Source organism: Escherichia sp. MOD1-EC7003 (assembly GCF_002965065.1).
In the GTDB taxonomy this organism is placed as follows: domain Bacteria; phylum Pseudomonadota; class Gammaproteobacteria; order Enterobacterales; family Enterobacteriaceae; genus Escherichia.
This window is the reverse complement of the sequence record NZ_PTRE01000045.1, coordinates 1-20985: the sequence shown is the minus strand read 5'-3', so window position 1 is coordinate 20985 and position 20985 is coordinate 1. Positions and strand designations below refer to the sequence as shown.

At 50.8% G+C, this 20985-nt stretch carries 16 protein-coding genes; 12 read left to right on the top strand and 4 right to left on the bottom strand.

Features of this window, described 5'->3' with window-relative positions:
- Positions 1-61 precede the first annotated feature (61 nt).
- Both ppnN and queF read right to left on the bottom strand, forming a co-directional pair.
- Positions 62-1426: a nucleotide 5'-monophosphate nucleosidase PpnN gene (ppnN, locus tag A7090_RS08455; protein ID WP_105273675.1), complete on the bottom strand. Its 1365-nt coding sequence runs from the start codon at positions 1424-1426 to the stop codon at positions 62-64.
- Between the two features lie 101 nt (positions 1427-1527).
- Positions 1528-2376: an NADPH-dependent 7-cyano-7-deazaguanine reductase QueF gene (queF, locus tag A7090_RS08450; RefSeq protein WP_105273674.1), complete on the bottom strand. Its 849-nt coding sequence runs from the start codon at positions 2374-2376 to the stop codon at positions 1528-1530.
- A gap of 67 nt (positions 2377-2443) precedes the next feature.
- On the opposite strand from queF, the gene syd reads away from it, so the two are divergent.
- The 4 genes from syd to A7090_RS08430 all read left to right on the top strand — a co-directional run bounded on the left by syd (position 2444) and on the right by A7090_RS08430 (position 5191).
- Positions 2444-2989 carry a SecY-interacting protein gene (gene syd / locus A7090_RS08445; protein ID WP_105273673.1) on the top strand — a complete coding sequence of 182 codons (546 nt, stop codon included), beginning with the start codon at positions 2444-2446 and terminating at the stop codon, positions 2987-2989.
- Positions 2990-3612: 623 nt separating this feature from the next.
- Positions 3613-3942: a YqcC family protein gene (locus A7090_RS08440; RefSeq protein WP_105273672.1), complete on the top strand. Its 330-nt coding sequence runs from the start codon at positions 3613-3615 to the stop codon at positions 3940-3942.
- A complete protein-coding gene (gene truC, locus A7090_RS08435) occupies positions 3942-4724 on the top strand; it encodes a tRNA pseudouridine(65) synthase TruC (RefSeq protein ID WP_105273671.1) in 783 nt (260 codons plus the stop codon). The genes A7090_RS08440 and truC overlap by 1 nt, the downstream gene beginning before the upstream one ends.
- Before the next feature lie 17 nt (positions 4725-4741).
- Positions 4742-5191: a flavodoxin gene (locus tag A7090_RS08430; protein ID WP_105273670.1), complete on the top strand. Its 450-nt coding sequence runs from the start codon at positions 4742-4744 to the stop codon at positions 5189-5191.
- Between the two features lie 93 nt (positions 5192-5284).
- On the opposite strand, the gene A7090_RS27015 is transcribed toward A7090_RS08430, so the two are convergent.
- Positions 5285-5413 carry a hypothetical protein gene (locus tag A7090_RS27015; RefSeq protein WP_274541159.1) on the bottom strand — a complete coding sequence of 43 codons (129 nt, stop codon included), beginning with the start codon at positions 5411-5413 and terminating at the stop codon, positions 5285-5287.
- Between the two features lie 213 nt (positions 5414-5626).
- Here A7090_RS27015 and gudP point away from each other — a divergent pair, with 213 nt between their 5' ends.
- The 3 genes from gudP to gudD are packed head-to-tail and all read left to right on the top strand — an operon-like array spanning position 5627 to position 9682.
- Positions 5627-6979, top strand: coding sequence for a galactarate/glucarate/glycerate transporter GudP (gudP, locus tag A7090_RS08425; protein WP_105273669.1), 1353 nt, complete (start codon positions 5627-5629; stop codon positions 6977-6979).
- A gap of 1 nt (position 6980) precedes the next feature.
- Positions 6981-8321 carry an enolase C-terminal domain-like protein gene (locus tag A7090_RS08420; protein WP_105273668.1) on the top strand — a complete coding sequence of 447 codons (1341 nt, stop codon included), beginning with the start codon at positions 6981-6983 and terminating at the stop codon, positions 8319-8321.
- Positions 8322-8341: 20 nt separating this feature from the next.
- Positions 8342-9682, top strand: coding sequence for a glucarate dehydratase (gene gudD, locus A7090_RS08415; RefSeq protein ID WP_105273667.1), 1341 nt, complete (start codon positions 8342-8344; stop codon positions 9680-9682).
- A gap of 230 nt (positions 9683-9912) precedes the next feature.
- On the opposite strand, the gene barA is transcribed toward gudD, so the two are convergent.
- Complete coding sequence (barA, locus tag A7090_RS08410; RefSeq protein ID WP_105273666.1) at positions 9913-12669, bottom strand: two-component sensor histidine kinase BarA; 2757 nt, start codon at positions 12667-12669, stop codon at positions 9913-9915.
- A gap of 56 nt (positions 12670-12725) precedes the next feature.
- Between barA and rlmD the strand changes: the two genes are divergently transcribed.
- The 5 genes from rlmD (at position 12726) to eno (ending at position 20446) form a co-directional block, all read left to right on the top strand.
- Positions 12726-14027 carry a 23S rRNA (uracil(1939)-C(5))-methyltransferase RlmD gene (gene rlmD, locus A7090_RS08405; RefSeq protein WP_105273665.1) on the top strand — a complete coding sequence of 434 codons (1302 nt, stop codon included), beginning with the start codon at positions 12726-12728 and terminating at the stop codon, positions 14025-14027.
- A gap of 47 nt (positions 14028-14074) precedes the next feature.
- Positions 14075-16309 carry a GTP diphosphokinase gene (relA, locus tag A7090_RS08400; RefSeq protein ID WP_105273664.1) on the top strand — a complete coding sequence of 745 codons (2235 nt, stop codon included), beginning with the start codon at positions 14075-14077 and terminating at the stop codon, positions 16307-16309.
- 95 nt (positions 16310-16404) lie between these two features.
- Positions 16405-17196, top strand: a complete 792-nt coding sequence (gene mazG, locus A7090_RS08395; RefSeq protein ID WP_105273663.1) for a nucleoside triphosphate pyrophosphohydrolase — start codon at positions 16405-16407, stop codon at positions 17194-17196.
- A 227-nt stretch (positions 17197-17423) separates the two neighbouring features.
- Positions 17424-19061: a glutamine hydrolyzing CTP synthase gene (gene pyrG, locus A7090_RS08390; RefSeq protein ID WP_096934712.1), complete on the top strand. Its 1638-nt coding sequence runs from the start codon at positions 17424-17426 to the stop codon at positions 19059-19061.
- A gap of 86 nt (positions 19062-19147) precedes the next feature.
- The gene (gene eno, locus A7090_RS08385) at positions 19148-20446 is read left to right on the top strand and encodes a phosphopyruvate hydratase (protein ID WP_000036723.1); all 1299 of its coding nucleotides are present in this window, start codon (positions 19148-19150) and stop codon (positions 20444-20446) included.
- Positions 20447-20985: the final 539 nt, after the last annotated feature.

Genomic DNA, 20985 nt, shown 5'->3' with positions numbered 1-20985 from the left:
TTGATGAGTAAATGACCAAAACGGGAAAGCCCGGCAACAAACGCCACCGGGAGAGGGGAGATTACATGCTGATTTCGTAGCAAGGGATGTAGGCTGAGCCTGGCAACTTCATACGATGCTGGGCAACAAAACCCTGTAGCAGGTCGTCCATACGACGCATAATCTCTTTATCGCCGTTGATTTTGTAAGGGCCAAATTCTTCAATGGCGCGAATACCGACTTCTTTTACGTTACCCGCCACAATACCGGAGAACGCACGGCGCAGGTCGGCAGCCAGCACTTCAACGGGTTGATCCGGGTAAAGCTTCAGATTAGCCATATTCTCGTGAGACGGCTCAAACGGCATTTGCAAATCTGGCGCAATGCGCATTGACCAGTTAAAGCTGTAAGCGTCACCAGTGTCGCGGCGATTTTCTTTCACCAGCGGCATCGATTTTTTCATCTGACGAGCGACTTCAGCAGCGTCATCAATGATGATGCGGTAATGGCGTCGCGCGTTTTCGCCCAGCGTATGCACGACAAACTCGTCCAGTACGCGGAAATAGTCGGCGCTCTCTTTCGGCCCTGTGAGGATCAATGGTAAAACCTGATCTTTGTTGGCCGGATTCATTAAAATTCCCAGCAAATACAGCAACTCTTCTGCCGTACCCACACCGCCAGGGAAGATAATGATGCCGTGGGCGATACGGACAAACGCTTCCAGACGTTTTTCGATATCCGGCATGATGATCAATTCATTGACCAGCGGGTTAGGCGGTTCAGCGGCGATAATCGACGGCTCTGTCATACCAATAAAGCGACTGTCTTTGTAACGCTGCTGCGCGTGTCCGACCGCAGCACCTTTCATCGGTGCTTCCATTGCTCCCGGACCACAGCCGGTGCAGATATTCAGCTCACGCAGGCCTAACTGGTTTCCGACACGACGGGCATACAAATACTCGTTTTCGTTAATTGAGTGACCACCCCAGCAGACCACCATATTTGGCGCTTCACCCACATGCAGCGCGCGAGCGTTACGCAAGATGGAAAAGACCAGATTAGTGATGTGGACGGAGTTGTCGAGATTCAGGTTGGGAAAACGAACGGTGTTATGGATTTGCCCGTAAACGAAGAGAATGTCACGCAGAACCGCGAACAAGTTGGCCTGCAAAGCGCGAATAATACGCCCATCGACAAAAGCCTCTTCCGGGGGATTAATCAGTTCCAGCTTTACGCCGCGTTCACGGCGCAGGATGTTAATATCGAAATTTTCAAAACGAGACAGCAACTCTTTGCTGTTATCGGTCAAACTACCGGAGTTCAGTACGGCAAGTGAACAGTTGCGAAACAGTTGATAGAGGTCGCTGCTGGCGGTGCGTTTAAGCATATCCACTTCCAGCTGCGACAACATATCCATGGAGCCAAGCGGGCTAATATGTGTAATCAAGAAAAACTCCTTATATCGTCATTCCCTTTGATTACAATAGCCCTGCCTGATGACCTTTCACAACCTTCTGCGTGAATCCAGCACGCAAAATTGAGAAAAATTTATTGCCGAACCAGTCGGGTGGTCGATGGGACAAAATCGCTATTACTGCGCCATGGGTTAATATCCAGACCGCCACGACGGGTATAACGCGCATAAACGCTTAATTTCTCTGGCTGGCAGAAGCGTAACAGGTCATTAAAAATGCGCTCCACGCACTGTTCGTGGAACTCGTTATGATGACGGAAAGAGACCAGGTAACGCAGCAGTTTTTCCCTGTCAATCTGGCGTCCACGATACTGAATTTGGAGCGAACCCCAATCTGGTTGATGGGTGATCAGACAGTTTGATTTCAGCAGGTGGCTGACCAGCGTTTCTTCCACCACTTTTTCACCGCTGGTGGCATTCTCCAGATAGTCAGTAGTGAATTCATAGTTATCGATAGCGATATCCTGGTCATCAATGCAAGTGCCATTGAAATGACCTATCGGCTGGCCTTCCAGTTCATCAAGACGATATAACGCCACGCTAACCTTACCCTGGGCGCAAGCGCTTAAGTCGCGCTCCAGCGTCTGGCGCACCTCATCCCAGTTATTAAAGCGCGTCTGGTTAAAACTGTTGAGATAGAGCTTAAAACTCTTCGACTCAATCAGGTTTACGCTGGTGTAATCAAGTTCAACATGACCGACAGCGACCTGTGGCAAACCTTTGGCATTCAGCCAGGATAGCTCATACAGCGTCCAGATATCCGTACCGTGAAAAGGCAGGTTATCCGCTTTCAGACCCAGCGGGTCGCGATTCAGGCTGCGTGGAACGCCTTGCAGTAGGCTGGCGTCATAGGTATCCCGGTAATCGGTTGATTTTCCAAGAGTCAGGCCCGCAAGTGCCTGATGGTTTGCATAAGAAGACATGTTTCACCGTCATAAACCAGATAAACTAAACGACAAGTGTATCTGGTTTAAGTGAAGAGAGAAATTAGTGGACGATTTGACCGCACAAGCCCTGAAATATTTTACTGCACGCTACTGCGATGCGTGGCATGAAAAGCATAAAAGCTGGCCGTTAAGTGAGGAACTGTACGGTGTTCCTTCACCGTGCATTATTTCAACCACCGAAGACGCCGTATACTGGCAACCCCAGCCGTTTACCGGGGAACAAAATGTAAACGCGGTTGAACGCGCTTTTGATATTGTGATACAACCCACGATTCATACCTTTTATACGACTCAGTTTGCCGGGGATATGCACGCGCAGTTTGGCGATATCAAACTGACATTGCTGCAAACCTGGAGTGAAGACGACTTCCGTCGGGTGCAGGAAAATCTGATTGGTCATCTGATCACTCAGAAACGGCTAAAACTGCCGCCCACGCTATTTATCGCGACGATGGAAGAAGAGTTAGAGGTCATCTCGGTGTGTAATCTCTCCGGTGAAGTGTGCAAAGAGACGCTGGGAACACGTAAACGGACGCATTTAGCCTCAAATCTTGCGGAATTCCTTAATCAACTTAAGCCTCTTCTGTAATCCAAATACCCCATCTGGTTGTGAGAGATCTCTTACAGACCCTGTAGGAGATCGCCAGGAAATAAGCGAATACTTAAAAAGATAAGAATCATTATTTTTATTTAAAATCAATCTACTACTTGTTAATCCTTAACTTTCGTATGAAATTTTCCTTAAGGCATTGTCTGTAAGCGCCTTGTAAGACTTCGCGAAAAAGACGATTCTATCTTCGTCGACAGGGACTCAGACAACGAAGTGAACATCAGGATGATGACTCTTCTGAAGGACACGCCAGGATGGTGTTTCAGGGAAAGGCTTCTGGATGAGGCGAAGAGGATGACGCAGGACGCGTTAAAGGACACCTCCAGGATGGAGAATGAGAACCGGTCAGGATGATTCGGTGGGTCAGGAAGGCCAGGGACACTTCAGGATGAAGTATCACATCGGGGTGGTGTGGGCAGGAAGCAATAGTTCAGGATGAACGATTGGCCGCAAGGCCAGAGGAAAAGTTGTCAAGGATGAGCAGGGAGCAACAAAAAGAGTAGCTGGAATGCTGCGAAACGAACCGGGAGCACTGTTAATACAGTGCTCCCTTTTTTTATTCCTGCTATCCTTCGTGGAGGTTTTCTTCTTGAGGTTACTTTATGACCACTCATGACCGCGTTCGTCTCCAGTTGCAGGCGCTTGAAGCGTTACTGCGTGAACATCAGTACTGGCGAAACGATGAACCTCTGCCGCATCAATTTAACAGTACCCAACCGTTCTTTATGGATACCATGGAACCGCTGGAGTGGTTGCAGTGGGTGCTGATCCCGCGAATGCACGATTTGTTAGATAACAACCAGCCATTACCGGGTGCTTTTGCCGTTGCACCCTATTATGAAATGGCGCTGGCGACGGACCATCCGCAACGCGCGCTTATTCTGACTGAGCTGGAAAAACTGGATGCTCTTTTTGTGGATGATGCAAGCTGATGCTGGAAATACTCTATCAGGATGAATGGCTGGTTGCGGTAAATAAACCCTCCGGCTGGCTGGTCCACCGCAGTTGGCTGGATCTCGATGAGAAAGTGGTGGTCATGCAAACCGTGCGTGATCAGATTGGTCAGCACGTCTTTACCGCGCATCGGCTGGACCGACCGACGTCCGGCGTATTGCTGATGGGGCTGTCCAGCGAGGCCGGGCGGCTGCTGGCACAACAGTTTGAACAGCACCAGGTCCAGAAACGTTACCATGCGATTGTGCGTGGCTGGTTGATGGAAGAAGCGGTGCTGGATTATCCACTGGTGGAAGAACTGGACAAAATCGCTGATAAATTTGCCCGCGAAGATAAAGGCCCGCAGCCAGCAGTGACACAGTATCGTGGTCTGGCGACCGTAGAAATGCCGGTAGCGACCGGACGTTACCCGACCACGCGCTACGGCCTGGTGGAACTGGAGCCGAAAACCGGACGCAAGCACCAGCTCCGTCGCCATCTTGCCCATTTGCGCCACCCGATTATTGGCGACAGTAAACATGGTGATTTACGTCAGAATCGCAGTGGTGCTGAACATTTTGGCCTTCAGCGGTTAATGCTGCATGCCAGTCAGTTGTCATTGACGCATCCTTTTACTGGCGAGCCGCTGACTATTCACGCGGGCCTGGACGACACATGGATGCAGGCGTTATCACAATTTGGTTGGCGGGGGCTGCTTCCTGAAAATGAAAGGGTTGAGTTCAGTGCGCCATCCGGTCAGGATGGAGATATAAGTTCCTAATCCAGGGAGAAAACGGTATGGCAGAAATTGGTATTTTTGTTGGCACCATGTACGGAAATTCGCTGTTAGTGGCAGAAGAAGCGGAAGCGATTCTGACCGAGCAGGGCCATAAAGCAACGGTATTTGAAGATCCTGAATTAAGCGACTGGCTGCCCTATCAGGATAAGTATGTTCTGGTGGTTACGTCCACGACCGGGCAGGGCGACCTTCCTGATAGCATTGTGCCGCTGTTTCAGGGAATCAAAGATAGTCTGGGCTTCCAGCCGAATCTGCGTTATGGCGTGATTGCGCTTGGCGACAGCAGCTACGTTAATTTTTGCAATGGTGGCAAGCAGTTCGATGCGCTGTTACAGGAACAGAGTGCTCAGCGGGTTGGTGAAATGCTGTTGATTGATGCCAGCGAGCATCCTGAACCGGAAAGGGAATCAAATCCGTGGGTCGAACATTGGAGCACACTGTTGTCCTGATATGTTCAACGAACGGTAAAATGCCGTTTTAGCGGTGCTGAATCGAATCTTTTCAGGCAAATGCCAGTAAAAACTCGCAAATAAGACGGTTTTTTACTGGCGTTTGCCTGGAGTCAAGCGATCCATTTCATACTCTTTTTTATTTCTTCGTTTTAATCCTTCCTTTCTTGTTCTTGTTTTCATTTCCGTGAAGTGGATTCCACCGGCCAGGGCTAATGCCAAAATCGAGCCTCCTTGAACGCATTAATGTTGTGTTGTTGCACGGTGAGTCGCTATGGCGTGCTTTTTATACTGCTATTGCCAGATATAAACACGCGCCGCATTCGGCGAACGACCTATAAAAACGGCAAAAAACACCCTACGTCACCTCTGATTTCCTGGCGATGTTGCAGTCCAGGGTGAGTGTGGCTAACGCGAATTTTCAGGAGTGCAACAATGAGTTCTTTAAGTCAGGCTACGAGCAGTGTGGAAAAACGCACGAATGCTCGTTACTGGATAGTGGTGATGCTGTTTATCGTCACATCCTTCAACTACGGCGACCGCGCTACGCTTTCCATTGCCGGTTCGGAAATGGCCAAAGATATCGGCCTTGATCCAGTGGGTATGGGCTATGTGTTCTCTGCCTTCTCATGGGCTTATGTTATCGGGCAGATCCCTGGCGGCTGGTTGCTGGATCGTTTTGGTTCAAAACGCGTTTACTTCTGGTCGATCTTTATCTGGTCGATGTTTACTTTGCTGCAAGGCTTTGTCGATATCTTTAGTGGATTCGGCATTATCGTTGCCCTGTTTACGCTGCGCTTCCTGGTCGGGCTTGCTGAAGCGCCATCTTTCCCCGGCAACAGCCGCATTGTTGCGGCCTGGTTTCCTGCGCAGGAAAGGGGCACGGCGGTATCGATTTTTAACTCTGCCCAATATTTCGCAACGGTGATTTTCGCGCCGATTATGGGTTGGCTGACTCATCAAGTGGGCTGGTCACATGTCTTCTTCTTTATGGGCGGTCTGGGGATTGTTATCAGCTTTTTCTGGCTGAAAGTCATCCACGAGCCAAATCAGCATCCGGGTGTAAATCAGAAAGAGCTGGAGTACATCGCCGCGGGCGGCGCGCTGATCAATATGGATCAGCAAAACACCAAAGTTAAAGTGCCGTTCAGCGTGAAGTGGGGGCAGATTAAACAGCTGCTCGGGTCACGGATGATGATCGGCGTTTATATCGGTCAGTACTGTATCAACGCCCTGACTTACTTCTTCATTACCTGGTTCCCGGTTTATCTGGTGCAGGCACGCGGGATGTCGATTCTGAAAGCGGGCTTTGTGGCTTCCGTTCCGGCGGTTTGCGGTTTTATCGGCGGCGTGCTGGGGGGGATTATTTCCGACTGGCTGATGCGCCGTACGGGGTCGCTGAACATTGCGCGTAAAACACCGATCGTGATGGGTATGTTGCTGTCGATGGTGATGGTGTTCTGTAACTACGTCAACGTTGAGTGGATGATCGTCGGCTTTATGGCGCTGGCCTTCTTCGGTAAGGGTATTGGTGCGCTGGGTTGGGCAGTAATGGCAGATACCGCGCCAAAAGAGATCAGCGGTCTTTCCGGGGGCTTATTCAACATGTTTGGTAACATTTCTGGCATCGTCACGCCAATCGCAATTGGTTATATCGTTGGCACGACAGGCTCCTTTAATGGGGCGCTGATTTATGTTGGTGTTCATGCCTTAATTGCGGTGCTGAGCTACCTGGTGCTGGTGGGCGATATCAAACGTATCGAGCTGAAACCTGTTGCGGGGCAATAAGATGACGACACAATCCAGTCCTGTTATTACTGATATGAAAGTCATTCCGGTCGCCGGGCATGACAGCATGTTGCTTAATATTGGTGGTGCACATAACGCATATTTCACCCGCAATATTGTGGTACTCACCGATAACGCCGGGCATACCGGCGTTGGTGAAGCGCCGGGGGGAGAGGTGATTTATCAGACACTGGTCGATGCGATTCCGATGGTGCTGGGCCAGGAGGTTGCACGCCTGAATAAAGTGGTTCAGCAGGTGCATAAAGGTAATCAGGCCGCCGATTTTGATACCTTCGGCAAAGGTGCCTGGACTTTTGAATTGCGCGTGAATGCTGTGGCGGCGCTGGAAGCCGCTTTGCTCGACCTGTTAGGTAAGGCGCTGAATGTTCCGGTCTGTGAACTGCTAGGCCCTGGCAAGCAACGCGACGCTATTACCGTCCTTGGTTATCTGTTTTATATCGGCGATCGGACTAAAACCGATCTTCCTTATCTGGACAGTACACCAGGCAACCATGAGTGGTATCAGTTGCGTCACCAGAAAGCGATGAACAGAGAAGCTGTTGTGCGTCTGGCAGAAGCCTCACAAGATCGCTATGGCTTTAAAGATTTCAAACTTAAGGGCGGTGTGTTACCTGGCGAGCAAGAAATCGACACTGTTCGAGCATTGAAGAAACGCTTCCCGGATGCGCGAATTACCGTTGATCCCAACGGTGCATGGCTGCTTGATGAAGCAATTTCTTTGTGCAAAGGGCTGAATGATGTTCTTACCTATGCTGAAGATCCATGCGGCGCAGAACAGGGTTTCTCCGGACGTGAAGTGATGGCAGAGTTTCGGCGAGCGACCGGCTTGCCCGTCGCGACCAACATGATCGCCACTAACTGGCGCGAAATGGGTCATGCGGTGATGCTCAATGCAGTAGATATTCCACTTGCCGATCCGCACTTCTGGACGCTTTCCGGTGCAGTCCGCGTGGCGCAGCTTTGCGACGACTGGGGGCTGACCTGGGGCTGCCATTCCAATAACCACTTCGATATTTCTCTGGCGATGTTTACCCATGTGGGGGCGGCGGCACCGGGTAATCCTACCGCTATCGATACCCACTGGATTTGGCAGGAGGGCGATTGTCGCCTGACCAAAAATCCGCTGGAGATTAAAAACGGAAAAATTGCCGTTCCTGATGCGCCCGGTCTGGGCGTGGAACTGGACTGGGAACAGGTACAAAAGGCGCATGAGGCCTATAAACATCTGCCTGGCGGTGCGCGTAACGACGCGGGCCCGATGCAGTACCTGATCCCCGGCTGGACCTTTGACCGTAAACGTCCCGTTTTCGGCCGTCATTGATTCTGAATAAGGACATAAATATGAGTTCTCAATTTACGATGCCTGTTGTTAGTGAAATGCAGGTCATCCCGGTGGCGGGTCATGACAGTATGCTGATGAATCTGAGTGGCGCACACGCACCGTTCTTCACGCGTAATATTGTGATCATCAAAGATAATTCCGGTCACACCGGCGTAGGGGAAATACCCGGCGGCGAGAAAATCCGTAAAACGCTGGAAGATGCGATTCCGCTGGTGGTGGGTAAAACGCTGGGTGAATACAAAAACGTTCTGACGCTGGTGCGTAATACATTTGCCGATCGTGATGCCGGTGGGCGCGGTTTACAGACATTTGATTTGCGTACCACTATTCATGTGGTTACCGGGATAGAAGCAGCAATGCTGGATCTGCTGGGGCAGCATCTGGGGGTTAACGTGGCATCGCTGCTGGGCGATGGTCAACAGCGTAGCGAAGTCGAAATGCTCGGTTATTTGTTCTTCGTCGGTAATCGCAAAGCCACACCGCTGCCGTATCAAAGCCAGCCGGATGACTCATGCGACTGGTATCGCCTGCGTCATGAAGAAGCCATGACGCCGGATGCGGTGGTGCGCCTGGCAGAAGCAGCATATGAAAAATATGGCTTCAACGATTTTAAACTGAAGGGCGGTGTACTGGCCGGGGAAGAAGAAGCCGAGTCTATTGTGGCACTGGCGAAACGCTTCCCGCAGGCGCGTATTACCCTCGATCCTAACGGTGCCTGGTCGCTGAACGAAGCGATTAAAATTGGTAAATACCCGAAAGGTTCGCTGGCTTATGCAGAAGATCCGTGTGGTGCGGAGCAAGGCTTCTCCGGGCGTGAAGTGATGGCAGAGTTCCGTCGCGCGACCGGTCTGCCGACCGCAACCAATATGATCGCCACCGACTGGCGGCAGATGGGCCATACGCTCTCGTTACAATCCGTTGATATCCCGTTGGCAGATCCGCATTTCTGGACGATGCAAGGTTCGGTGCGCGTAGCGCAAATGTGCCATGAATTTGGCCTGACCTGGGGTTCACACTCTAACAACCACTTCGATATTTCCCTGGCGATGTTTACCCATGTTGCAGCTGCTGCACCGGGTAAAATTACTGCTATTGATACACACTGGATCTGGCAGGAAGGCAATCAGCGCCTGACCAAAGAACCGTTTGAGATCAAAGGCGGTCTGGTTCAAGTGCCGGAAAAACCGGGGCTGGGTGTAGAAATCGATATGGATCAGGTGATGAAAGCCCACGAGCTGTATCAGAAACACGGGCTTGGTGCGCGTGACGATGCCATGGGGATGCAGTACCTGATTCCTGGCTGGACGTTCGATAATAAGCGTCCGTGCATGGTGCGTTAAGACAGCAAACAAAAACCGGCTCTGTCAGGAGCCGGTTTGAGACTGATGTCAAACGTAAAATTGCCTGTTGCGCTACGTATCAGGCCAACATACTTTTTAATTCATTGAATTTAATTGGTTTTGTAGGCCGGATAAGGCGTTAACGCCGCATCCGGCATAAACACAGGCACCTTGTCACCAATCTGAAACCAGCGTCATAAAAAGCCGATTGCTACTCGACAAGACGTCCATTATCCAAGAATTTTGCTGGCTTCTCGCGCCACATTATCCATCTCGTCCAACAGTTCCAGTAGCTCTGGCTCCAAATCTTCTTCTTTAGTACCGCTACGTAGTTGTTGTTCGATCAGTTGGCAGAGATTCTTCATCCGTGGTACGCCGCTATAGCCGCAACTGCCGTGCAGTTTATGAATAAAATCAACCAGGCCTTCCGGGTTTTCTCCAACCAATTGTTCCTCAACTTTGTTGCGGACTTCTGGCAGGAAATCGAGCAACATTTGCAGCATATCGCGCGCCAGATCGGTTTTGCCCGCCGCCTGGCGTAGTGCCAGTTGCCAATCGAGGGTCGCATTCGGGTTCACCACAATTTCGTTGACTTCTGGCGTCACGACGCGAGAGGAAATACCGCTACCGGGCTTGTAGCGCAATAGCAAATTATGCAATCGCTCTTCTTCAATTGGTTTCGCCAGATAATCGCTCATCCCCGCGCCAAGCAGCTTCTCTTTTTGCCCGGCCATTGCATGCGCCGTTACCGCGATAACCGGCGTTTGTTGCTGATGTGGGAGTTGGTGGATGAGTTCGCAGGCCCGAATGCCGTCCATGTCCGGCATTTGAATATCCATTAAGATCAAATCGAACGGCATCTGTTTCGCCCGTTCAACGGCCTGATGCCCGCTATCGCAAAGCTCCACATGTTGCACCATATCTTCCAGCAATGCGCCGATAAGTTTCAGGTTAGCGGGGTTGTCATCAACCGCCATGACGGTCATTGCCAGCTTACTTTCATCGGTTACAGGCAAAAGTGTGTTTTGTGTGTGATGACAAAATTCCGTCAGGGCAGGCAACAGGCGCGTAGGTGTTAATGGTTTCAGCAGACACGCGCCGATCCCATCTTGCTTGAGTTTTTCTGCATTGACTTGTGCATGGCAAGGAAGTGCCAGCATCAGGAAATCGGTCATGGATACCGCTTTCGCCAACCGTTCATGTTGCATCGTAAGTGGTTCGCGGAAGGTCACCGGAATGCCTAACAACATCATGTCGTAATGCGCGGGAGGCAGCGCGGAGAATGTTGGGCTATAAACGACTTCCAGCGGCGTTTCACTTAAAATATCCAGCGTGCATTGCGCTGCTGCGGAGTTCGGTTCGACATAGGCAAGACGCTTCCCGGTGAGGCACTGGGTGGATGGCCCTTCGATAATAATATTCGGATTCAGATCGAGATTAATGTGGAACCAGAAAGTTGAACCGCGATTCGGCTGGCTATGAAACGAAATATCGCCGCCCATTTCATTAACCAGTTTTTGTGTGATCACCAGCCCCAGCCCGGTACCACCATGACGGCGGGAAATACTGGCATCAGCCTGTCTGAAGGCCTGGAATAAGCGCGATTGATCGCGTTCAGGAATACCAATGCCGGTATCCCGAATCTGCACTTCAATCTGCACTTTGGTGTTACTGAGCGCACGTTTTTCTACCAGAATATCGATGTTGCCGTTCTCGGTGAATTTAATCGCATTCCCCACCAGGTTAGTGATAATTTGTTGTAACCGCAGTGGATCGCCAATCACGTTATTGGGCACGTCGCTCTTAATATTGAGTGTCAGTTCCAGCCCTTTATCGTGAGAAGAATGTGCCAGCAGAGTAACGACTTCATCCAGTGTGCTGCGTAGTGGGAACGGAATACTTTCCAGAATCAGCTTGCCGGCTTCCAGTTTCGAGAAGTCGAGAACATCATTAATAATTGCCAGCAAGTTATTTGCCGAACGTTCAATCGTATTCAGGTGATCGCGCTGCGTTGGCGTTAGTTCTGTTTTCAGCGTCAGGCGGGTAAAGCCAATAACGCCATTCAGCGGAGTACGCAGCTCGTGTGACATATTTGCCAGAAACTCGGACTTAATCCGCGCCGCTTCCTGGGCGCGCTTTTTCGCCAGATCCAACTCAACGTTCTGAATTTCCATTTGCTCCAGCGTTTCACGCAGATCGGACGTCGCCTGGTCGATATTGTGCTGCATCTCTTCGTGATAAGCCGCCAGCGACATTGCCATTGAGTTGATACCGTTTTTCAGCATATCCAGCTCGCCGAGCATAAATCCTTCTACCCGGCTGTCGAGTTGCCCGCGACGGATGCGGTCGACGGTATTCACCATGTTGCGAATCGGACCGGTGACATCGCGCATTAAGCGCCAGCCAAAAATAAGCGCAATACCGATACAAAACAGCATCATCACGCTGGAAATAAAGATCTCTTTATATTGCTGCAAGCGAACCGATTTAAGATCCAGCTCAAGCGCGATATATCCCAGCATATTTTGACTATTTTTGGCATCGCTACTGGGCGATTCGTCGGGGGAGTAACTCTCAGAAATAATCGGTGTGCGCAGGATCATAATATCACCGTCACGTGTGACAGTGAGCTGGCGTGGAAACGGTACGTTGCTGCCGAGCTGCATGGATGACGGATCAAGATGAAAATTGGAGGTGACAAAGAGTCGGTTATTTTCATCATAAACCGAAATCGCGCGAACAATATCGGAATGGCGACGATGCAGCACGCTTATCAACTGACCGATAGATTCGCGATTTTGCAGGCTCATGCCATATTCAGTAGAAACGGCAAGCGGCTCAATAATGCTGGCACCGGCATCTTCCAGTTGACGCTGCAAGTCGTTATAGCGATGCACGACAAAAAAGATACTCAGCAATAAACCAATAAGGACGGTCGGTGCCAGGATCAGAATCATCATGCGTGCGCGCAGGCTGTAGTTGGTCATGGAGTTCCGTTATGGGACAATTAAGGTCACACTGTTAAATTGAGAAAGTCTCGCCAATGGCGCAATTCTACTCTGCAAAACGACGCACGACGACGCGTCAGATCATAACCGTATCAGTCAACGACCTCGACTCTTTTGGTCAGGGCGTGGCGCGACATAACGGCAAAACGGTATTTACCCCCGGATTATTGCCGCAGGAAAACGCGGAAGTTACTGTTACTGAAGATAAAAAACAGTATGCTCGCGCTAAAGTCGTACGCCGGTTAAGCGATAGCCCGGAACGTGAAACGCCACGCTGTCCTCATTTTGGCGTATGCGGTGGCTGTCAGCAACAACACGCCAGCGTGGATTTACAGCAGCGAAGCAAAAGTGCGGCACTTGCCCGATTAATGAAACACGATGTCTCTGAAGTGATCGCCGATGTCCCCTGGGGCTATCGCCGTCGCGCACGTTTGAGTCTGAACTACTTACCGAAAACACAGCAACTTCAGATGGGGTTTCGCAAAGCGGGCTCCAGTGACATTGTCGACGTTAAACAATGCCCCATTTTAGTGCCTCAACTTGAAGCATTGCTGCCCAAAGTCAGGGCATGCCTGGGTAGCTTACAAGCTATGCGCCATCTTGGTCATGTTGAACTGGTACAGGCAACCAGCGGCACGCTGATGATTTTGCGCCATACCGCACCGCTAAGTTCGGCAGATCGCGAAAAACTGGAACGCTTTTCGCATTCTGAAGGCCTGGATCTGTATCTTGCCCCCGATAGTGAGATACTTGAAACCGTCTCTGGTGAGATGCCCTGGTATGACTCAAACGGGTTGCGCTTAACTTTTAGTCCGCGCGATTTTATTCAGGTCAACGCGGGGGTGAACCAAAAAATGGTAGCGCGTGCGTTGGAGTGGCTGGATGTGCAACCTGAAGATTGCGTGCTGGATCTGTTCTGCGGTATGGGTAACTTTACACTGCCATTAGCGATACAAGCTGCCAGTGTGGTGGGTGTAGAAGGTGTTCCGGCACTGGTGGAAAAAGGCCAGCAGAATGCGCGTCTTAATGGCTTACACAATGTGACGTTTTATCATGAAAATCTTGAAGAAGATGTCACTAAGCAGCCGTGGGCGAAAAACGGCTTTGATAAAGTGTTGTTGGACCCAGCGCGAGCAGGTGCCGCAGGTGTTATGCAGCAAATTATAAAACTGGAACCTATTCGTATAGTTTATGTATCCTGTAACCCTGCAACGCTGGCCCGGGATAGCGAAGCGTTATTAAAAGCTGGATATGCCATTGAGCGACTGGCGATGCTGGATATGTTTCCACACACGGGACATCTGGAATCGATGGTACTTTTCTCGCGTGTTAAATAGTTACGATTTGCCGATTTCGGCAGGTCTGGTCCCTAAAGGAGAGGACGATGGTTGCGGTAAGAAGTGCACATATCAATAAGGCTGGTGAATTTGATCCGGAAAAATGGATCGCAAGTCTGGGAATTACCAGCCAGAAGTCGTGTGAGTGCTTAGCCGAAACCTGGGCGTATTGTCTGCAGCAGACGCAGGGGCATCCGGATGCCAGTCTGTTATTGTGGCGTGGTGTTGAGATGGTGGAGATCCTCTCGACATTAAGTATGGACATTGACACGCTGCGGGCGGCGCTGCTGTTCCCTCTGGCAGATGCCAACGTAGTCAGCGAAGATGTGCTGCGTGAGAGCGTCGGTAAGTCGGTCGTGAATCTCATTCATGGCGTGCGTGATATGGCGGCGATCCGCCAGCTGAAAGCGACGCATACTGATTCTGTTTCCTCCGAACAGGTCGATAACGTTCGCCGGATGTTATTGGCGATGGTCGATGACTTCCGCTGCGTGGTCATCAAACTGGCAGAGCGTATTGCTCATCTGCGTGAAGTAAAAGACGCGCCGGAAGATGAACGCGTATTGGCGGCAAAAGAGTGCACCAATATCTACGCGCCGCTGGCGAACCGTCTTGGGATCGGGCAACTGAAATGGGAGCTGGAAGATTACTGCTTCCGTTATCTCCACCCGACCGAATACAAACGCATCGCAAAATTGCTGCATGAACGCCGTCTTGACCGCGAACACTACATCGAAGAGTTTGTCGGCCATCTGCGCGCTGAGATGAAAGCGGAGGGCGTTAAAGCTGAAGTGTATGGCCGCCCGAAACACATCTACAGCATCTGGCGCAAAATGCAGAAAAAGAACCTCGCCTTCGATGAACTGTTTGATGTGCGTGCGGTACGTATTGTTGCCGAGCGTTTACAGGACTGCTATGCCGCACTGGGGATAGTGCACACTCACTATCGCCACCTGCCAGATGAGTTTGACGATTATGTCGCTAATCCGAAACCAAACGGTTATCAGTCTATTCATACCGTGGTTCTGGGGCCGGGTGGCAAAACCGTTGAGATCCAAATCCGCACTAAACAGATGCATGAAGATGCAGAGTTAGGTGTTGCTGCGCACTGGAAATATAAAGAAGGCGCGGCAGCTGGCGGCGCACGTTCGGGACATGAAGACAGGATTGCCTGGTTACGTAAACTGATTGCGTGGCAGGAAGAGATGGCTGATTCCGGCGAAATGCTCGACGAAGTACGCAGCCAGGTCTTTGACGACCGGGTGTACGTCTTTACACCGAAAGGTGATGTCGTTGATTTGCCTGCGGGATCAACGCCGCTGGACTTCGCTTACCACATCCACAGTGATGTCGGACACCGCTGCATCGGGGCAAAAATTGGCGGGCGCATTGTACCGTTCACCTATCAGTTGCAGATGGGCGACCAGATTGAAATTATCACCCAGAAACAGCCGAACCCCAGCCGTGACTGGTTAAACCCAAACCTCGGTTACGTCACAACCAGCCGTGGGCGTTCGAAAATTCACGCCTGGTTCCGTAAACAGGATCGTGACAAAAACATTCTGGCTGGGCGGCAAATCCTTGACGATGAGCTGGAACATCTGGGGATCAGCCTGAAAGAAGCAGAAAAACATCTGCTGCCGCGTTACAACTTCAATGATGTCGACGAGTTGCTGGCGGCGATTGGTGGCGGGGACATCCGTCTCAATCAGATGGTGAACTTCCTGCAATCGCACTTTAATAAGCCGAGCGCCGAAGAGCAGGACGCAGCCGCGCTGAAGCAACTTCAGCAAAAAAGCTATACGCCGCAAAATCGCAGTAAAGATAACGGTCGTGTGGTGGTTGAAGGTGTCGGTAATCTGATGCACCACATTGCGCGCTGCTGTCAGCCGATTCCTGGAGATGAGATTGTCGGCTTCATTACCCAGGGGCGCGGTATTTCAGTACACCGCGCCGATTGCGAACAACTGGTGGAACTGCGCTCCCATGCGCCAGAACGCATTGTTGATGCCGTATGGGGCGAGAGCTACTCTGCCGGATATTCACTGGTGGTCCGCGTGCTGGCTAATGATCGCAGTGGGTTGTTACGTGATATCACGACTATTCTTGCCAACGAGAAGGTGAACGTGCTTGGTGTTGCCAGCCGTAGCGACACTAAACAACAGCTGGCAACCATCGACATGACCATTGAGATTTATAACCTGCAGGTGCTGGGCCGCGTGCTGGGTAAACTCAACCAGGTGCCGGATGTTATCGACGCGCGTCGGTTGCACGGGAATTAATCTTACATCGCTGGATATGGCGTCAGCCGTATCCAGCGATATCTTTTACTCGAAGGTATTACACCTGACAGACCCGTAATTTTCAGGACATTCTAATGAATCAAATCGACCGTTTGCTCACTATTATGCAGCGCCTGCGCGACCCGGAAAACGGCTGCCCGTGGGATAAAGAGCAGACATTCGCCTCTATTACACCTTATACCCTTGAAGAAACCTACGAAGTGCTGGACGCCATCGCCCGTGAAGATTTTGACGATCTGCGAAGTGAACTCGGCGATCTGCTGTTCCAGGTGGTGTTTTACGCACAAATAGCCCAGGAAGAAGGGCGCTTTGATTTTAATGATATCTGCGTCGCGATTAGCGATAAATTAGAACGCCGTCATCCACATGTTTTTGCTGACAGTTCTGCCGGAAACAGCCGCGAAGTTCTCGCCCGTTGGGAGGAGATCAAAACCGAAGAGCGCGCGCAGAAAGCGCAGCATTCGGCGCTGGACGATATTCCTCGTAGTTTACCCGCCTTAATGCGTGCGCAAAAAATCCAGAAACGTTGCGCCAACGTTGGCTTCGACTGGACGACGCTTGGCCCGGTGGTCGATAAAGTCTACGAAGAGATCGACGAGGTGATGTACGAAGCGCGGCAGGCTGTTGTCGACCAGGCTAAACTGGAAGAGGAAATGGGGGACCTGCTGTTTGCCACGGTCAATTTGGCTCGTCATTTAGGGACGAAAGCGGAAATCGCATTACAAAAAGCGAACGAAAAATTCGAGCGTCGTTTTCGCGAAGTGGAGCGTATTGTTGCCGCGCGTGGACTGGAAATGACAGGTGTTGACCTCGAAACAATGGAAGAAGTCTGGCAACAGGTAAAACGGCAGGAAATTGATCTCTAAGGGAATTACGCGGTCAAGCGCGATTTGTGTCATTTTTTAAATGACAAGCGCTTGATTTGCGTCAAAAACATTTACCCCAAAGGGGCTATTTTCTCACTCCTGATTTCAATAGTGCGCTGGCGAAGAGGAGGGATAATGAAAGTTTGTGGCACAGGTCATGTTCGGGTATACTGCTTTCCCGTCCTGGTTATTCCATCGTCTTTTCAACCTAACTTCTCAGGTTCAGCATGACAACGAACTATATTTTTGTGACCGGCGGGGTCGTATCCTCTCTGGGTAAAGGCATTGCCGCAGCCTCCCTCGCAGCCATTCTTGAAGCCCGTGGCCTCAATGTGACCATCATGAAACTGGATCCGTACATCAACGTCGATCCAGGTACTATGAGCCCAATCCAACACGGGGAAGTGTTCGTTACTGAAGACGGCGCTGAAACCGACCTGGACCTGGGGCACTACGAGCGTTTCATTCGTACCAAAATGAGCCGTCGCAACAACTTCACCACGGGTCGTATCTACTCTGACGTTCTGCGTAAAGAACGCCGCGGTGACTACCTCGGCGCAACCGTACAGGTTATTCCGCACATCACTAACGCTATCAAAGAGCGTGTGCTGGAAGGCGGTGAAGGTCATGACGTGGTGCTGGTCGAAATCGGCGGTACTGTAGGTGATATCGAATCCCTACCGTTCCTCGAAGCGATTCGCCAGATGGCTGTTGAAATTGGCCGTGAGCACACTCTGTTTATGCACCTGACGCTGGTGCCGTACATGGCCGCGTCTGGTGAAGTCAAAACCAAACCGACTCAGCACTCTGTAAAAGAGCTGCTTTCAATCGGTATCCAACCTGACATCCTGATTTGTCGTTCAGATCGCGCCGTTCCGGCGAACGAACGTGCGAAGATTGCATTGTTCTGTAATGTCCCGGAAAAAGCGGTTATTTCTCTGAAAGACGTCGATTCCATCTATAAAATTCCGGGCCTGTTGAAATCTCAGGGGCTGGACGATTATATTTGTAAACGATTCAGCTTAAACTGCCCGGAAGCGAATCTGTCCGAATGGGAACAGGTCATCTTCGAAGAAGCGAATCCGGTAAGTGAAGTCACCATCGGTATGGTCGGCAAGTATATTGAACTGCCGGACGCTTACAAATCCGTGATCGAAGCACTGAAACACGGTGGGCTGAAGAATCGTGTCAGCGTCAACATCAAACTGATCGATTCACAAGATGTTGAAACGCGCGGTGTCGAAATCCTTAAAGGTCTGGACGCGATCCTTGTACCTGGTGGTTTCGGCTATCGTGGCGTAGAAGGCATGATTACGACCGCGCGTTTTGCGCGTGAGAACAATATTCCTTATCTGGGCATTTGCCTGGGTATGCAGGTGGCGTTAATTGATTACGCTCGCCATGTTGCCAACATGGAGAACGCCAACTCTACGGAATTTGTGCCAGACTGTAAGTACCCGGTTGTGGCGCTGATTACCGAGTGGCGCGATGAAAACGGCAACGTTGAAGTTCGTAGCGAGAAGAGCGATCTCGGCGGTACCATGCGTCTCGGTGCACAGCAGTGCCAGCTGGTTGACGATAGCCTGGTTCGCCAGCTGTACAATGCGCCGACAATTGTTGAGCGTCATCGTCACCGTTACGAAGTCAACAACATGCTGTTGAAACAGATTGAAGATGCAGGTCTGCGCGTTGCGGGCCGTTCCGGGGATGATCAGTTGGTCGAGATCATCGAAGTTCCGAATCACCCGTGGTTCGTGGCTTGCCAGTTCCATCCGGAGTTTACTTCTACTCCACGTGATGGTCACCCGCTGTTTGCAGGCTTTGTGAAAGCCGCCAGCGAGTTCCAGAAACGTCAGTCGAAGTAAGAAAAAAGTTAGAACGGCAACGCGTACCCTGGGTACGCGTTGTTTGTCTGGAGTTTCAGTTTAACTAGTGACTTGAGGAAAACCTAATGTCCAAAATCGTAAAAATCATCGGTCGTGAAATCATCGACTCCCGTGGTAACCCGACTGTTGAAGCCGAAGTACATCTGGAGGGTGGTTTCGTCGGTATGGCAGCTGCTCCGTCAGGTGCTTCTACTGGTTCCCGTGAAGCACTGGAACTGCGCGATGGCGACAAATCCCGTTTCCTGGGCAAAGGCGTAACTAAAGCAGTTGCTGCAGTTAACGGCCCGATCGCTCAGGCGCTGATCGGCAAAGATGCCAAAGATCAGGCTGGCATTGACAAGATCATGATCGACCTGGACGGCACCGAAAACAAATCTAAATTCGGCGCGAACGCAATCCTGGCTGTATCTCTGGCTAACGCCAAAGCTGCTGCAGCTGCTAAAGGTATGCCGCTGTACGAGCACATCGCTGAACTGAACGGTACTCCGGGCAAATATTCCATGCCGGTTCCGATGATGAACATCATCAACGGTGGTGAGCACGCTGACAACAACGTTGATATCCAGGAATTCATGATTCAGCCGGTTGGCGCGAAAACTGTGAAAGAAGCCATCCGCATGGGTTCTGAAGTTTTCCATCACCTGGCAAAAGTTCTGAAAGCGAAAGGCATGAACACTGCTGTTGGTGACGAAGGTGGCTATGCGCCGAACCTGGGTTCCAACGCTGAAGCTCTGGCTGTTATCGCTGAAGCGGTTAAAGCTGCTGGTTATGAACTGGGCAAAGACATCACTCTGGCGATGGACTGCGCAGCTTCTGAATTCTACAAAGACGGTAAATACGTTCTGGCTGGCGAAGGCAACAAAGCGTTCACCTCTGAAGAATTCACTCACTTCCTGGAAGAACTGACCAAACAGTACCCGATCGTTTCTATCGAAGACGGTCTGGACGAATCTGACTGGGACGGTTTCGCATACCAGACCAAAGTTCTGGGCGACAAAATCCAGCTGGTTGGTGACGACCTGTTCGTAACCAACACCAAGATCCTGAAAGAAGGTATCGAAAAAGGCATCGCTAACTCCATTCTGATCAAATTCAACCAGATCGGTTCTCTGACCGAAACTCTGGCTGCAATCAAGATGGCGAAAGATGCTGGCTACACTGCCGTTATCTCTCACCGTTCTGGTGAAACTGAAGACGCTACCATCGCTGACCTGGCTGTTGGTACCGCTGCAGGCCAGATCAAAACTGGTTCTATGAGCCGTTCTGACCGCGTTGCTAAGTACAACCAGCTGATTCGTATCGAAGAAGCGCTGGGCGAAAAAGCACCGTACAACGGTCGTAAAGAGATCAAAGGCCAGGCATAAGTCTGACTCTATCTGATTTAAAAATGCCAGCCTTCGGGCTGGCATTTTTTTGAGAATGATGACAAACGTAAAATTGCCTGATGCGCTACGCTTATCAGGCCTACGCAATTTCTGCAATCTATTGAAATTGCCTGTTTTTGTAGGCCGGATAAGGCGTTCACGCCGCATCCGGCATGAACAACGCGCACGTTGTCAACAATCTGAGGCCAGCTAACACTGGTTTGATAATGATGACAAACGTAAAATAGCCTGATGCGCTACGCTTATCAGGCCTACGTAATCTTTGCGATCTATTGAAATTGCATGTTTTTGTAGGTCGGATAAGGCGTTCACGCCGCATCCGGCATGAACAAAGCGCACGTTGTCAACAATCTGAGGCCAGCTAACACTGGTTTGATAATGATAACAAACGTAAAATAGCCTGATGCGCTACGCTTATCAGGTCTACGTAATCTTTGCGATCTATTGAAATTGCATGTTTTTGTAGGTCGGATAAGGCGTTCACGCCGCATCCGGCATGAACAAAGCGCACGTTGTCA

Bases quoted from the DNA above. Each gene is read 5' to 3' on its own strand.
- queF (WP_105273674.1), bottom strand. From the start codon at position 2,376: ATGTCTTCTTATGCAAACCATCAGGCACTTGCGGGCCTGACTCTTGGA.
- A7090_RS08440 (WP_105273672.1), top strand. From the start codon at position 3,613: ATGACCACTCATGACCGCGTTCGTCTCCAGTTGCAGGCGCTTGAAGCG.
- truC (WP_105273671.1), top strand. From the start codon at position 3,942: ATGCTGGAAATACTCTATCAGGATGAATGGCTGGTTGCGGTAAATAAA.
- A7090_RS08430 (WP_105273670.1), top strand. From the start codon at position 4,742: ATGGCAGAAATTGGTATTTTTGTTGGCACCATGTACGGAAATTCGCTG.
- gudP (WP_105273669.1), top strand. From the start codon at position 5,627: ATGAGTTCTTTAAGTCAGGCTACGAGCAGTGTGGAAAAACGCACGAAT.
- A7090_RS08420 (WP_105273668.1), top strand. From the start codon at position 6,981: ATGACGACACAATCCAGTCCTGTTATTACTGATATGAAAGTCATTCCG.
- gudD (WP_105273667.1), top strand. From the start codon at position 8,342: ATGAGTTCTCAATTTACGATGCCTGTTGTTAGTGAAATGCAGGTCATC.
- barA (WP_105273666.1), bottom strand. From the start codon at position 12,669: ATGACCAACTACAGCCTGCGCGCACGCATGATGATTCTGATCCTGGCA.
- rlmD (WP_105273665.1), top strand. From the start codon at position 12,726: ATGGCGCAATTCTACTCTGCAAAACGACGCACGACGACGCGTCAGATC.
- relA (WP_105273664.1), top strand. From the start codon at position 14,075: ATGGTTGCGGTAAGAAGTGCACATATCAATAAGGCTGGTGAATTTGAT.
- mazG (WP_105273663.1), top strand. From the start codon at position 16,405: ATGAATCAAATCGACCGTTTGCTCACTATTATGCAGCGCCTGCGCGAC.
- pyrG (WP_096934712.1), top strand. From the start codon at position 17,424: ATGACAACGAACTATATTTTTGTGACCGGCGGGGTCGTATCCTCTCTG.
- eno (WP_000036723.1), top strand. From the start codon at position 19,148: ATGTCCAAAATCGTAAAAATCATCGGTCGTGAAATCATCGACTCCCGT.